This window comes from Thermodesulfobacteriota bacterium, from assembly GCA_034189135.1.
Lineage (GTDB): Bacteria > Desulfobacterota > Desulfobacteria > Desulfobacterales > JAUWMJ01 > JAUWMJ01.
The window spans coordinates 25,838-39,420 of record JAXHVO010000006.1 but is presented as its reverse complement, the minus strand read 5'-3'; the positions used below and the strand labels follow the sequence as shown (position 1 = coordinate 39,420).

Genomic DNA, 13,583 nt, shown 5'->3' with positions numbered 1-13,583 from the left:
CCTAATGATTAATGTTCTGATATGGGCAAGGGTTAAATTGTGCAGCCTTTTTGTTCCCAATGGGTGTAACCGGATACGATTTTTCAAAGGTCTGTTAAGAAATATAAAGGAAAAATAATGAAGGCGAACTCGCCTGATACTATAGACAGAGTGTGGAAATTTTTCACTTCAGTGAAGTTGACCGTGGTCCTTCTGCTTTCCCTTGCAGTGACTTCCATTATCGGAACCGTTATACCGCAAAGCGGGACTGCATCTGAATATTTTCACAAGTACGGTGAGTTTTGGTATAAAATTCTTTCTTTTTTGGATTCAGTCTTTGATATTTTTGACATGTACCATTCCTGGTGGTTTCAGATTCTTCTCCTTTTGCTGACCCTAAATATCATTATATGTTCCATTGATCGCATCAAAGCCACCCTAAAGATTATATTGGTAAAAGTTCCGCCGTTCAATGTTTCAAATTTCAGGCGTCTTGATTATAAAAAAGAATTTTCCCAAAGTCGTCGTCCCGACAAACTGGAACAGATCTATAAGCCGATAATTTCGCGAAGCTATGGATACAGCAGAATTGAGCAGGCGGATAACGGGTTTTGTCTTTTTGCAGAGAAATGGCGCTGGACACGCCTGGGCGTTTATATCGTACATTTGAGCATTATATTAATGCTGCTTGGCGGGTTGATCGGTTCAATTTTCGGGTTTGAAGGATTTGTCAATATACCCGAGGGGGAATCGGCAAAGAGTATAAATTTAAGAAATGCCAACCAGAGGCATGTGCTCGATTTTGAGATTACATGCGAAGACTTCAGTGTCAGTTTTTATGATTCCGGCGCACCCAAAGAATTTCGCTCCAGACTTGTCATTATGGAAAAGGGAAAACCTGTTTTAAAAAAAGATATCATTGTAAATGATCCTCTTCGTTACAAGGGGATTAATATATTTCAGCAAAGCTACGGCACCCTGGCTCCTAAAGAAGTTACCCTGAGCTTTACCAATAGAGAAACCGGTATGGAATACAGAAAAAAGGCTGTCATTAACCAGACGGTTGATATACCGGAAGGCCTGGGGACTTTTATCATAAAAGATTACAGCAGTTCTGCCGGTTTTAAAGGCCATAATATTGGCGAGGCTTTTATCGGGGTGCTAACGCCAAAAACCGGAGACCCGATTAACATACTGCTTCCTCTGCGTTTTTCCAGCTTTGATAAGATGAGAAAGGGTGATGTGGTTATTGCGGTGGCAAGCCACAGTCACCAATATTTTACCGGTCTTCAGGTGACAAAGGATCCTGGAGTGTGGGTGGTCTATTCGGGGTTTATTTTAATGATCATCGGATGTTTCGTCACATTTTTCATGTCCCATCAGCGGCTTTGCATTGAAGTCACCGGCAAGGGGAATCGCAGCATGGTTATGGTTGCCGGCACTTCAAATAAAAATAAAATGGGGATGCAAAGAAAGATTGAAGTACTGGCGGAAAAACTTGATAAGCCGGGACCGTAAGGATTCATACTTGAGAATTGAAGTAATGAGGTAAAAAATATTATGAACAGCTCAATGATATTATCAGTGACCACCTTTGTTTACGGATTGGCAGCCTTTTTATATATTGTGTCGTGGGTTTTTAAAAAGGAAACCCCTGGTAAGGCGGCTTTCTGGGCGGCAGTTTTAGGACTGGCAGGTAATACGGCAGGCATTATGTTAAGATGGATAGAATCCTACCAGATGGGTATCGGTCATGCCCCCCTTTCCAATCTGTATGAGTCCCTGGTCTTTTTTTCATGGACCATTCTAATCATTTATCTGTTTGTTGAGCAAAAATATAAAAATCGTACCATAGGCGCATTTGTGACACCACTTGCTTTTTTTGCCATGGCGTATGCCTCCCTGATCAGTGATCGCATACAGCCTCTGATACCTGCATTAAAAAGTAATTGGCTGATTGCCCACGTAATTACCTGCTTTATTGGTTATGCTTCCTTTGCCATCGCTTTTGGAACAAGCCTGATGTTCATCATCAAAAAAATCGATACTAAAGAGAAAAGCCTTTTGCTCAAACGATTTCCTAACACAAATACACTCGATGAACTGACCTATCAGATGATCATGTTAGGATTTCTTTTCCTTTCCATAGGTATCATCACCGGGGCGGTTTGGGCCAATTCGGCCTGGGGGCGTTACTGGGGCTGGGATCCTAAAGAGACATGGTCACTTATTACATGGTTTGTCTACGCCACACTGTTGCATGCCAAGATGATGCGGGGATGGCATGGCAAAAGGATTGCCTACCTTTCCATCGCCGGTTTTGCAGCGGTTCTTTTTACCTATTTTGGGGTAAACCTATTGCCCGGGTTGCACAGTTACGGCGCAATGGGACAGTAAAATGAGACCGCCTGGCCAGAAGACATGGTGCTGGCCAATACGGATGGTATGGCTGTAGAGACACTTTATATCGAGACTTTTGCAAAACGGCACTTTTTGTCCGATTTCTGCGTCAGGCTCAAATTTCAATCCTCGAAATATTCAATATATTCCTGTGGTTGAAATTTTCGCCTTTCTTGAACTCGAACAAAAATTACCATTTTTCAAAGGTCTCATATCACCAACAAAAGGAAAATATTGCCATGGGACTGCTCGAGTTTGCATTGATCTTCACCGTAGTTTTTACCCTGTATAATTTGCAACAAATCAAGATGATCTTGAAAGAAAAAGGACAAACAGTGGATGTGATTAAGGGTTCGCTTGGGGACTATCGGAAATTCAAAGATTTGATTCGTAATGAACCCGACCAGATACTTAAAATGAAATATCAAAGAATCCTCAATGGTCTGTATTTTTCCCTGCTGGGCCTGGTCTTTTTTACCATTATGATTTTACGTGTTAGACTGTGAACAGGCGATAAGGCAATAATATACAACTTTCAATGGTTTTTACTGGTGGGTAGAAGGGTGCGAAGCACATCCTCTTTACCGATGACTCCAATCAGTTTCGGGCCATCGACCACGGGCAGGGTATGAAAATTGTTGTCCACCATCAGGGCGGCTACGGTGTCAAGCCTGGTGTCAGGGGTTACCGTAACCGGTTTAGGGGTCATGGCTTCCGAAACCCGCAGGGCTGCGATTTTACCGACCTGCTTTTCCAGCTGTTTCATAGAGGTCAACCGGATGAGACCGTCGAGAAAGGTAAAAAGGGTGGGGATTGGCAGCTTTTTTTGCTGGGTAATCAAATCGCTTTGACACAGAATGCCCACCAGTTGTCCGCTATCGTCCACTACCGGCGCACCGTTAATCCGGTTATCGAGTAGAATTTTAGCCGCTCCGGCAATATCCATATCCTGGGTAAGGGTGATGAGTTCGTCGGTCATAATGTCTCTAACAGTAATCATGGTTTCCTCCTGTTCCAAAGGTATCACTTTTATCATACACAAACAGCATCAAGGGAGCAAGCAATAAGAACCAGGGTCACCGTATTAATATATTTATCAGAAACAAACACTCGTTTTTCAATCTTAGCTCGGTTCGACCGGGGAGTTGCCTATAGGCCCGTTACCAGACATAACAAATGAGATCGGTATCTTAAAACGCCCCCTATCTTCTCAGTTAAATCCACATAGGCAGAGACGATCAACGCCGCCGTGGGATTCTTCCCCCTGGGGCTGGCTCAAATCTAATTGAAGCGAGATAGCTGCCGTACTTTCATTTATAGATAAAATTGTTAAGTCTGGTAACGGGCCTATAGGCAACTCCCCGGTCGAACTTTAGGTTCGTGCTTCGTTATATCTAGTCGTGCAGGAAAATTTATTACAACTACTGTAATGCTTGGCAACTTCTTTTTTTTAAAATATATGCTCTTTTGTAGGACAGGGCAATACTGGGAAATGAGGCGATCGGCCCTTGAATTCGGCTCTAATGATATAAATTTTTAAGGAATTAACTGGATGTCCCAAAAAGTATTGTTGAAATACGGTAAAGAGGAGTTTCAATTTAAACTGCCGGATCATGATAGGATTTATGAGATAAATAAATCCGATGCTAACATAACACCTGCAGAGTTTAAAAGCCGACTGGAAGGCGAGCTTGAACGATTACGGCCCGATTTTTCTGATGTCGCTATCGTGGTTGCAGATAAAACCCGTCTTTGCGGCTATCCGCTTCTGCTGCCGGTGTTAATTGAAACGCTTAAAGCGTTCGGGGCGAAAACAGACAATATCTCACTGTATATTGCTTACGGCACCCACATGCGTCAAACCGATGATGAATCTTACGCGCTTTACGGAGATACGTACAAGAATTATACTTTTGTTCACCATGATTGTCGAGATCACGCCCTTTTTAAAAAATTGGGTGAAACCAAGCGCGGCACTCCGGTTTATATTCGCAGGGATATTTTAGATTCAAGTTTTATTATTACCTTTGGTGCGGTCTCCCACCACTATTTTGCCGGATATGGTGGAGGGCGGAAATTGATTTTTCCTGGGTTGGGACGATTGGAGGCGATTTATAAAAACCATGGATTGTTTTTAGACAGACAAAACAGAACACTTTCCCTATCCTGTATGCCGGGTGTGCTTGATGGAAATCCCCTGGCAGAAGATTTGGCGGAGTATGAAACCTTTTGTCCGGCGGATTTGTCCATTCACGGAATTATTGACCGCAGGGGAAATGTCAGTGATTTATTGGTTGGCAGCGGGAAAGGGCATTTTCAAAAGGCATGCACAGAACACGGGAAAAATTGCGAGATAGTTACTGATAAAAATTATGATCTGGTCATTGCTTCCTGCGGGGGATATCCGAAAGATATCAATTTCATTCAAAGTCATAAGGCTCTGCATCATGCCGCTATGTTTGTAAATGATGGAGGAAATTTGATCGTGCTGGCCGAATGCCATGACGGTATCGGTTCAAAAACATTTCTGCCGTGGTTTGAAATCGGAACATGGGAAAGGGCGTTTGACCGGCTAGCAAAAAATTATGCAGGAAACGGAGGAACCGCACTTTCCATGATGTCAAAACTTCGCCGCATAAATATCGGTGTGGTGACTCAACTAAATAACGATGTATGCCAAACGATCGGAGTGAACAAAATAACCATGAGTCGAGCAAAGCATGACATTGAAAGTTGTTCTGGTTCAATCGCAGCCATTACCCATGCCGGTCTGCTGGTAAAGAGGGTTTCTATCCTTTAGCAACGCTGTTGGCTTCATCCAGGATTGTTCGAACTTTTTGAGATAATTCAGAAATGTTGAATGGTTTTTGAATAAATCCGTTACATCCCCGTTGCATCACCTCCTGTGCCTGACCGTTGAGAGAGTAACCACTGGAAAGTATCACCGGCATCGCCGGTTGAATTTTATGAATGAGATCAAAAGTCTCGCCGCCTTTCATCCCCGGCATGATCAGGTCGAGGATGACCAGGTCAATTTGGTCGCCCTTTGTATTGACCGTATCCACCGCCTGCTCGCCATCTTTTGCCACCACCACACGGTAACCCAATTTTTTCAGCATGGCCCGGGCTACCTTAATGATCATGTCTTCATCGTCAACCAACAGAACGGTTTCCGATCCTTTGACAAGATGATTTTCTGTGGGACCATCATCTCGATATGCCGCTGCCTGGGATACCGGCAAATAGATGTTAAAGGTGCTTCCCTGATTGACCTCACTGTATACCGTAATGGTGCCGGCGTGGTTTTTAATGATTCCATAGGCCGAGGACAATCCCAATCCGGTTCCACGCGCTTTTTCTTTGGTGGTGAAAAACGGATCGAAAATGCGCTGGCAGACAGACTCGTCCATACCGATGCCGGTGTCTGTAACCGAAATCTTGACATAGTGGCCCGGTTCCAGCTGGTAGGATTTACAGCGAGCATCGTCCAAAGTGAAGATTTTGGTTTCCAGATAGAGCTCACCGCCATCCGGCATGGCCTGCCATGCGTTAACATACAGGTTCAGCAGGACTTGCTCGATTTGCCTCCGATCTGCCTCAACCACCGGTGGTGGATTTTGCAATTTGGTGTGGATACGTATTTCTTTTTTCGTCCGGCCGAACATGGTTGCACTTTCATGCAGTAGTTCATTGATGTCGATGGGTCGCACTTCATATTTGCCTCCCCGGGCAAAACCCAAAAGCTGTTTGGTCAGATCGGTCGCGCTGCGGACGTAATCCTCGATGGCTTTGACATGTTCCCAATGGGGGTGGGAAGATTCAAGGTCAACCGACATGAGTGAGGCCCGGCCCTGGAGCCCCATAAGCAGATTGTTGAAATCATGAGCGATTCCACCGGCAAGCGTGCCAATGGCTTCAAATTTCTGGGTCTGCTGGAGCTGTCGCTCCAGTTTTGTCTTTTCGGTGATGTCCTCGTAAATGACAAACTGGTTCATGTTTTCCATAGTGACCGGCCTGAAATAGATGTCTTTACAGGTTCCATCCTTACATGTGACTGTAAACGCTCGCGGTCGCGGATGTCCGGAGGCGGTTTGTTTAAGGTCTGCTTTCCATGTTTGAATCACCTTGTCCCGATACGCTTTGTCCGGATAAACTTTCTCAAACCAGGCGGCACCGGTGGGGATATCTTCGATGGTATATCCGAACATTTTTCTAAATTCAGGGTTGGCATAAAGGTAGCGGCCATCCTTTTCGATCAGGGAGATTCCGAACGGCGATTGTTGAACCAGGGTTCGAAACTTTTGCTCACTTTCTTTCAGTGCGACTTCGGCCCGCGTCCGGTCGCTAATATCGGTATACACAGCCACCACTCCGGCAATGGCTCCGTTTATCATAATGGGAGAACCGGAGGCAATCACCTGCACCGGCGTCCCGTCTTTTCGGTAGCGTACCGTTTCAAACGCCTCCACCCGTTTTCCGGACAGTACCTGCCGGGTCTTTCCGCCGGCCTCGATGTGACTTTCTTCGGGGGCAATCAGATCGTCCAAGTTAATGCCGATGGCTTCTTTTGGGGTATAGCCGAATATATTGACCGCGCCGCGATTCCAGTCGACCACCCGGTGTTCAGAATCCAGGGTAATGATGGCGTCGGGTGCGTGATACAACACCGATTCGAGGTATTGCTGGCGTTTGAGGTTTTCTTCCATAGCCTTTTTACGTAAAGTGATGTCTCTTGCGATGCCCAGCACCCTGTCTTCGCCACCCATTTTTACCGGATGGGTGGATATTTCCACTGGGACCATGGTGCCGTCCTTCCTTTTCAGGGTATACTCGTCCGGTCCGGTGCCTTTTCCATTAATATTTTCGTTTAAGGCTTTGATTGCTCTTTCAACCTCATGCTCGGGCAATAATCCGACTTCCGCAAGGTTCTTGCCGACGAGCTCTTCTCTGGAATATCCCAGCAGCTTCTCTGCAGCATTATTTCCGTCAACAAACACACCAGCAAAATCATTGATGTAGTATGCATCAGGTGCAGATTCGTATATGATGTTTAATCTTTTCTCGCTTTCTTTTAATGCGTTTTCCCTTTTCTTTCTTTCGGTGATGTTACGGACAAATTCCACCACCCCTGTTATTTTATCTAAATTCCGATCTTTAATCGGATAGCTGAAAAGTTGTATCCACTCAATATCACTACCCGGGAGTCCAGCCACTATATCCATTTCCGTCTTCCCTGATTGGAGACATCGCAGTGTGGGGCATGGGTTGCAGGGCTTGTTGGCATTCTGATAGCACTGGAAACACTTTTTGCCTTCAAGGGGAAGGTTTGCCGAATACCATTTTTTCATGACACCATTCACATGGCGGATAGAAAGATCAGGATTTAAAACAGAAATGCCATCCTGAATACTTTCAAATATGTCGGTCATCAATTGCTCGCTGTCTCGCTGCCATTCCTCTGCCGGCTTCCGCTCCAATCCAGCGCTTTCTAACTCGAGGATTCTTTTTTCCAATTCTTCATAGGTCGGTTTTTCAGCCATCATTGTCCCTGGATCATCTATAAAAGATGTTTGTCGTTTGGTAAGGTTTGGGATTTATGATTTTATGCATTTATCTAATTTCGGAAAAATTAAATCATAGCCAGGACATTTTTTAATATTTTGTACCCTTGGCAAATAAACGCTCCAAAACCATCCGGATGATAGTTCGAATCCGATTGATTTAAAATAAAGATAAACACTAATTATAACTGAAAATCTGTTTCAAATCAAGAGACTGTTATTTCCAGATGTGAAATTTATGTAACAGCTGTGGTAATGATCGATTCAGAGGAAAATCTGGATTTTTTCCGGGCAGGTGTTTACTGAAAAAAAATTTATGGTGGGCCGTGAAGGAATCGAACCTTCAACCTACTGATTAAGAGTCAGGTGCTCTGCCTAGTTGAGCTAACGGCCCGGTAAGGGATGCAAACAGACGGTAAGCTTGGTATCAGTTTTAAAACTGACTGTCAATTTATTTTTTGACAAAAACAATCGGATCACCGGGTTGGGTCACAGCAATAAAGCTCATTGCCATTCCCACCTATTTTTTGTTTTCCGTTTCATCCTTTTCCTTTCCTTTTTCCAGGCGATTTCCTTTCGTCTTCTTTGCTGTTTGGATCTCTTATGGCCGTCTTTTTCATCGGTTAGATCCATTAAGAAAGTCCCTGGAAGGCTTTTTGGTTTTTCTTTTTTTAAGGGATCTTCTTTTTTAGGCTCAGGTGTTTCTTTTGGCAGGGGCGGACCGGTAAAACAGCCGGCAGGAATTCTGTCCGCCATAAAAAGCGAATCGCCTGCGCGAAAGAATATCACACCATTGTTAGCCGATTTTTGGGTCTGAACTGTAAGGAGCACCGGGGGGTTATCGATCCGGTTTCCCATTTTTTCAGCCAGCTGTTTCTCCGATGAAAGAATCACATGCCCGCGGCCGATGGGGGATACTCCTTTATCCATGACAACGGAATACGCTTTTCTTCTGATGCAGGTATACAGGAGTTTGGGGGGATTGGGTGCCGGTATCCGCTCAGGCAAATGTTCACGGGATTTTGCCCGGACAAGGTTTTGTGAAATTTCAATGGGCGGGTCAGGCAGGGTCAAAAGGATTTCATCGATATGAAACCTGCGTACATATCTTAAGCCTTCTTCTTCACCAAGGGCCTTTAATAATTCCTTGATTTTGATAAACCCATCCGTATCCGGCACCAGTCCGAACTCATCCGGTTTGCGACCCAGCATGTAGAAAATAAGCTTGGCAAGTTGCTGAGGAGATCTTTTTTGATGCCCCATGTATTAAAACCTTTTTAAAGAAATGAAAAGCGGGATTGGAAAAATTACACCAAAGCACAAAAACCCAAAATATGTGATTTCGCCTGTTCTTGTTTGGTGATGGGTACTGATTATTCGTTCATAAACGGTACTATTTACATTGTTTAAAAAAATATGTATATTCCGTTTGATATTTTTTATCTTTATCATTAGAAATGTCAACAGGTTTGGAAATAATAGGGAAAGGAATTTAACATGAAACGCGAACAATCAGATGCACTTTTTAACAAGGCTTTGGGTATGATCCCGGGGGGTGTCAACAGTCCCGTACGTGCATGCAAATCGGTGGGGGAAAAGCCGCTTTTCATCGATCGTGCAGACGGATGCATGGTTTATGATTCAGACGGGAATCGCTTTATCGATTATATCGGTTCATGGGGCCCGATGATCCTTGGGCATAGGCATCCTCAAGTGGTCCAAGCGATCGGGGATGTCCTGAAGAGAGGTACCAGTTTCGGCGCACCAACCGATCTTGAAGTCCGGCTTGCCGAACTTGTTATTGAAGCGGTTGAATCGGTGGAGATGGTGCGAATGGTAAACTCCGGTACGGAAGCCACCATGAGCGCCATACGGCTCGCCCGCGGCGTTACCGGGCGGGATAAGATCATTAAATTTGACGGATGCTATCATGGGCATGCGGATTCACTTCTGGTGGAAGCAGGATCCGGAGTTGCCACACTGGGCATTCCCGGAAGCCCAGGTGTGCCGGAATCGTTTGTCGGACACACCCTTTCACTACCCTATAATGACATTGATTGGGTGAAAAAAATCATTGATGAGCAGGGGAAAAACATAGCCTGTATCATTGTGGAGCCTGTGGCGGGGAACATGGGCCTGGTGGTGCCCGCGGACGGTTTTTTAGCAGGATTACGGGAGCTGACTGAGAAAAACGGCAGCTTGCTTATATTTGATGAGGTAATGACCGGTTTCAGAGTCGCCTATGGTGGGGCACAATCCTTATACGGAATTTCTCCGGATATATCCTGTTTTGGAAAAATTATCGGTGGCGGCTTGCCGGTGGGCGCATATGGCGGCAGGCATGATATCATGGAAAAAATCGCTCCGCAGGGGTCTATCTACCAGGCGGGGACGCTTTCCGGCAATCCCGTGGCCATGGCGGCCGGTATTGCCACCCTTGAACAGATAAAAAAACCGGGGTTTTACCAGGAACTCGACCAAAAGTCTAGCCGACTGGCTGCCGGTCTAAAAAAAGCTGCCCAACAAGAAGGTGTAAAGGTTTCAGTGGACCGGGTCGGTTCAATGATGGGGCTCTTTTTTACCGATAAAAAGGTCAATAACTTTGACGAGGCCAAAACCAGTGATCTAAATATGTTTTCCGCCTATTATAAACGGATGTTGGACAAGGGGATTTATCTTGCTCCGTCTCAGTTCGAGGCCCTTTTTGTTTCTTCGGCCCATACAAATGAACACATTGATCAAACGATTAAGGCTGCAGAGGAAGTGTTCAGCGATTTGATAAAATAAGTTAACCGGCAAATATGTCCATTACTGCAGGCAAGGCCACACTACTCGGTTTCTTGATAAAATAGCCTCTCCGGCTGTTTAAAGCCAGATTTGAGAACGGGTTTTCCTCAATATTTATATCCAGGATGATCCCGTGGTGGTTTTTTACTTCCCGGGCCACCATGTTGGGAAGGTTTGTTGCACCTGATGTTCCGACAATGATAAGCAGTTCGGTTCGTCCGGCAACATTTAAGGAGCTATGATAGCGATAAAATTCTTCGTTATAGGTTTCATCAAACCATAAAACATGGGGGCGGGTGTACCTTCCACATTCTGGACACAGTAGTAGCCTTTTGTGAGTTTCGTCAAGATCTTCACCTTTGGTTATGGCTCGAAGATTTGGGGAGACAGGGTAAATGGTTGAAGTGCATTCATCAGCGCAACGGGTAAAAAAAATATTTCCGTGTATCTGAAAGGTCCTTTCCAAGGAATTGCCCGCGCGCAAGTGCAGCCCATCCACATTTTGCGTGATTAAGGTGAAACGGTCTTGAAAGAACTTTTCCATTTCCACCAAAGCAAGATGCCCTTTATTCGGCTCGGCTTGGTTACAGATACCGAGGCGATACAAATACCATTTCCACACTTCATCAGGTTTTTGCATAAACATCCGGTAAGTGGCCATTTCCTGGGGATGGTATTCTTTTGAGCCGATGGTCCAAAATCCTTCCGGCCCGCGAAAGGTGGGGATATTGCTTTCCGCAGAGATACCGGCTCCGGTGAGAACGGTGATATGCCCCGAACCCTTGGCAAAATTTCTTAAAACTTTTTTAATTCCCTGGTCCATATATTGCCATCCGTGTGGGTCAATTATGTTTGCCAATCATGTGCTAAAAAAACAGATCATTCAATGATTTCTTGAAAACTTTTTTGATTAATGAAAGGATGTGAAATTTGAGTGAAACGCATAACGGGATCTGAATAAATGGATTTAAGCAAAAACCGAATTCCGCCACAGGTTAAAAAAATTCACCTGATTGCAGTGTGCGGTACGGGTATGGGAGCCCTTGCCAGCATGCTCAAGGATATGGGCTTTGAGGTCACCGGTTCAGACCGGAAAATATACCCCCCCATGAGCAGCTTTCTTACCCAGAAAGGCATAAAGGTCGCCGATGGTTTTAACGAGAGAAATATCACCCACAACACAGATCTGGTGGTGGTGGGAAATGCAGTTTCCCAGGATAACATCGAGGTGGTGGAAGCGGATAAAATGGGGCTTCATTTTTGTTCCATGCCACAGGCCCTAAACCGCTTTGTTGCGGCGGGCAAAAAACCGATTGTTATTGCAGGGACGCACGGCAAAACAACCACATCATCGATTCTTGCCTGGATACTCTATAAAGCGAGTCTTGATCCCAGCTTCATGATAGGGGGATTATTAAAAAACTTTGACAGCAACTATCGGCTGGGGAAAGGCAATCATATTATCATAGAAGGTGATGAGTACGATACGGCCTTTTTTGATAAAGGTCCTAAATTCTTACATTATCATCCATATATGGCACTGCTTACCAGTATAGAATTCGATCATGCGGATATATTTAAAGATATGAATCATGTAAAGGAAGCGTTTAACCGGTTTATATCTTCAATTTCGCCAAGGAACACCCTTGTTGCCTATGATGGTGATAAACATGTACAGGAACTTATAAGAGGCAAAAAATGCAAGGTTGACAGCTATGGTCGGAACATGGGGTCAACCTGGCAGCTAAATAATATCTCCATAGAACCTCCGTGGACATTGTTTGAGGTTTTAAAGCGGGGACTGACCTTTGGAGCCTTTAAGACAAACCTTATCGGCCTGCATAACCTGCTAAATATTTTATCCACCATCGCAGTGGCCGACAGGTTGAATATCCCACCTGCAGTCATTGCCGGTGCCCTGGAAACCTTTCAGGGTATAAGAAGAAGGCAGGAGGTTCGAGGGATAAAACGTGGGGTAACGGTGATGGATGATTTTGCCCATCACCCCACTGCGGTTAAAGAAACCATCCATGCGGTCAGACCTTTTTATAATAGCGGGCGGATTATTGCGGTGTTTGAACCCAGGACAAATTCTTCCATGCGGAAGGTTTTTCAGCATAGCTATCCGGATTCATTTGAATCGGCGGACCTGATATGTATCCGCAAACCCCCATTGCTGAACAAGATTCCTCGTGCTGAGCGGTTTTCATCTGAAAAGCTGGTGGATGACCTGAAAAAGCGGGGAAAGGATGCTTACTTTTTTCCCAACACCGAATTGATGATTGATTTTCTGCTGGACAGGGCAAAGCCGAATGATATTATACTGATTATGTCTAACGGCGGGTTTGACAATATACACGATAAGCTATTGGGAAGGTTGTAGGATATGACAAATTATCTATGCTTTACGCATTTCCGATGGGCCTGGTCTTGGAAAGAATTTCGTTGCCGGCCTTTGCCGCAACGATTGATTTTAAATCAAGATTTTTCTTCAATTCAATCATAAAGGTAATTTTGGCGACAAACAAACCTCGCAAAAGATATTCAAAGGCAAACTCTTGCTCACCGCTGGAATTTTTAAATTCAAACAGCCGTTTTATTCGTGCAATCACCGGCGCTATTTTATCGTTTATTTTTGCCTGGGTTAAAGTGAGATCACCATTTACCCCTTTTCCCCATATTGCCGGAACAATATAGGTGATTGGTTTTTCCAGCAGCTCGTTGCAGTGGGACATAAAAATATCATTGGCGGTTCTATCAATTAACGGTGCAATAATTTTTGATATTTCCGTCAGGTCCTCAGGGGTTTTCTTTTTTTTAGTCATTCTGTTTAGTATGTTCATTACCGGGTCTCTG

General features: G+C 44.6%; 11 protein-coding genes and 1 tRNA gene. 6 read left to right on the top strand and 6 right to left on the bottom strand.

Annotation, left to right across the window (positions count from 1 at the left end; translation table 11 throughout):
* Window positions 1-117: 117 nt before the first annotated feature.
* The 3 genes from SWH54_00765 to SWH54_00755 all read left to right on the top strand — a co-directional run bounded on the left by SWH54_00765 (window position 118) and on the right by SWH54_00755 (window position 2,885).
* A complete protein-coding gene (locus tag SWH54_00765) occupies window positions 118-1,497 on the top strand; it encodes a cytochrome c biogenesis protein ResB (GenBank protein MDY6789773.1) in 1,380 nt (459 codons plus the stop codon).
* Between the two features lie 42 nt (window positions 1,498-1,539).
* Window positions 1,540-2,376, top strand: coding sequence for a c-type cytochrome biogenesis protein CcsB (gene ccsB, locus SWH54_00760; GenBank protein MDY6789772.1), 837 nt, complete (start codon window positions 1,540-1,542; stop codon window positions 2,374-2,376).
* A gap of 242 nt (window positions 2,377-2,618) precedes the next feature.
* Entirely contained in the window at window positions 2,619-2,885 is a 267-nt protein-coding gene (locus SWH54_00755; protein MDY6789771.1) for a hypothetical protein, read from the top strand.
* A gap of 29 nt (window positions 2,886-2,914) precedes the next feature.
* On the opposite strand, the gene SWH54_00750 is transcribed toward SWH54_00755, so the two are convergent.
* Window positions 2,915-3,379, bottom strand: coding sequence for a CBS domain-containing protein (locus SWH54_00750; GenBank protein MDY6789770.1), 465 nt, complete (start codon window positions 3,377-3,379; stop codon window positions 2,915-2,917).
* Window positions 3,380-3,931: 552 nt separating this feature from the next.
* On the opposite strand from SWH54_00750, the gene larA reads away from it, so the two are divergent.
* Window positions 3,932-5,179 carry a nickel-dependent lactate racemase gene (gene larA / locus SWH54_00745; protein MDY6789769.1) on the top strand — a complete coding sequence of 416 codons (1,248 nt, stop codon included), beginning with the start codon at window positions 3,932-3,934 and terminating at the stop codon, window positions 5,177-5,179.
* On the opposite strand, the gene SWH54_00740 is transcribed toward larA, so the two are convergent.
* From SWH54_00740 to SWH54_00730, 3 genes are all read right to left on the bottom strand, one after another.
* Window positions 5,169-7,922, bottom strand: a complete 2,754-nt coding sequence (locus SWH54_00740; GenBank protein MDY6789768.1) for a PAS domain S-box protein — start codon at window positions 7,920-7,922, stop codon at window positions 5,169-5,171. The two genes, larA and SWH54_00740, sit on opposite strands and share 11 nt — an antisense overlap.
* Window positions 7,923-8,257: 335 nt before the next feature.
* Window positions 8,258-8,334, bottom strand: a tRNA-Lys gene (locus SWH54_00735).
* A 110-nt stretch (window positions 8,335-8,444) separates the two neighbouring features.
* Complete coding sequence (locus tag SWH54_00730; protein MDY6789767.1) at window positions 8,445-9,203, bottom strand: RNA 2'-phosphotransferase; 759 nt, start codon at window positions 9,201-9,203, stop codon at window positions 8,445-8,447.
* A gap of 234 nt (window positions 9,204-9,437) precedes the next feature.
* Here SWH54_00730 and hemL point away from each other — a divergent pair, with 234 nt between their 5' ends.
* A complete protein-coding gene (gene hemL, locus SWH54_00725) occupies window positions 9,438-10,727 on the top strand; it encodes a glutamate-1-semialdehyde 2,1-aminomutase (GenBank protein ID MDY6789766.1) in 1,290 nt (429 codons plus the stop codon).
* Between the two features lies 1 nt (window position 10,728).
* Here hemL and SWH54_00720 read toward each other — a convergent pair whose 3' ends face one another.
* Window positions 10,729-11,550 (bottom strand): Sir2 family NAD-dependent protein deacetylase, encoded by an 822-nt coding sequence (locus tag SWH54_00720; protein MDY6789765.1) that lies wholly within the window; start codon window positions 11,548-11,550, stop codon window positions 10,729-10,731.
* A 138-nt stretch (window positions 11,551-11,688) separates the two neighbouring features.
* Here SWH54_00720 and murC point away from each other — a divergent pair, with 138 nt between their 5' ends.
* A complete protein-coding gene (gene murC / locus SWH54_00715; protein ID MDY6789764.1) occupies window positions 11,689-13,110 on the top strand; it encodes a UDP-N-acetylmuramate--L-alanine ligase in 1,422 nt (473 codons plus the stop codon).
* 22 nt (window positions 13,111-13,132) lie between these two features.
* On the opposite strand, the gene SWH54_00710 is transcribed toward murC, so the two are convergent.
* Window positions 13,133-13,570, bottom strand: coding sequence for a hypothetical protein (locus SWH54_00710; GenBank protein ID MDY6789763.1), 438 nt, complete (start codon window positions 13,568-13,570; stop codon window positions 13,133-13,135).
* Window positions 13,571-13,583 lie beyond the last annotated feature (13 nt).

What these genes read in the sequence shown, in the direction of transcription:
- SWH54_00765 (MDY6789773.1), top strand. Translation starts at nt 118, where the DNA reads ATGAAGGCGAACTCGCCTGATACTATAGACAGAGTGTGGAAATTTTTC.
- ccsB (MDY6789772.1), top strand. Translation starts at nt 1,540, where the DNA reads ATGAACAGCTCAATGATATTATCAGTGACCACCTTTGTTTACGGATTG.
- SWH54_00755 (MDY6789771.1), top strand. Translation starts at nt 2,619, where the DNA reads ATGGGACTGCTCGAGTTTGCATTGATCTTCACCGTAGTTTTTACCCTG.
- SWH54_00750 (MDY6789770.1), bottom strand. Translation starts at nt 3,379, where the DNA reads ATGATTACTGTTAGAGACATTATGACCGACGAACTCATCACCCTTACC.
- larA (MDY6789769.1), top strand. Translation starts at nt 3,932, where the DNA reads ATGTCCCAAAAAGTATTGTTGAAATACGGTAAAGAGGAGTTTCAATTT.
- SWH54_00740 (MDY6789768.1), bottom strand. Translation starts at nt 7,922, where the DNA reads ATGATGGCTGAAAAACCGACCTATGAAGAATTGGAAAAAAGAATCCTC.
- SWH54_00730 (MDY6789767.1), bottom strand. Translation starts at nt 9,203, where the DNA reads ATGGGGCATCAAAAAAGATCTCCTCAGCAACTTGCCAAGCTTATTTTC.
- hemL (MDY6789766.1), top strand. Translation starts at nt 9,438, where the DNA reads ATGAAACGCGAACAATCAGATGCACTTTTTAACAAGGCTTTGGGTATG.
- SWH54_00720 (MDY6789765.1), bottom strand. Translation starts at nt 11,550, where the DNA reads ATGGACCAGGGAATTAAAAAAGTTTTAAGAAATTTTGCCAAGGGTTCG.
- murC (MDY6789764.1), top strand. Translation starts at nt 11,689, where the DNA reads ATGGATTTAAGCAAAAACCGAATTCCGCCACAGGTTAAAAAAATTCAC.
- SWH54_00710 (MDY6789763.1), bottom strand. Translation starts at nt 13,570, where the DNA reads ATGAACATACTAAACAGAATGACTAAAAAAAAGAAAACCCCTGAGGAC.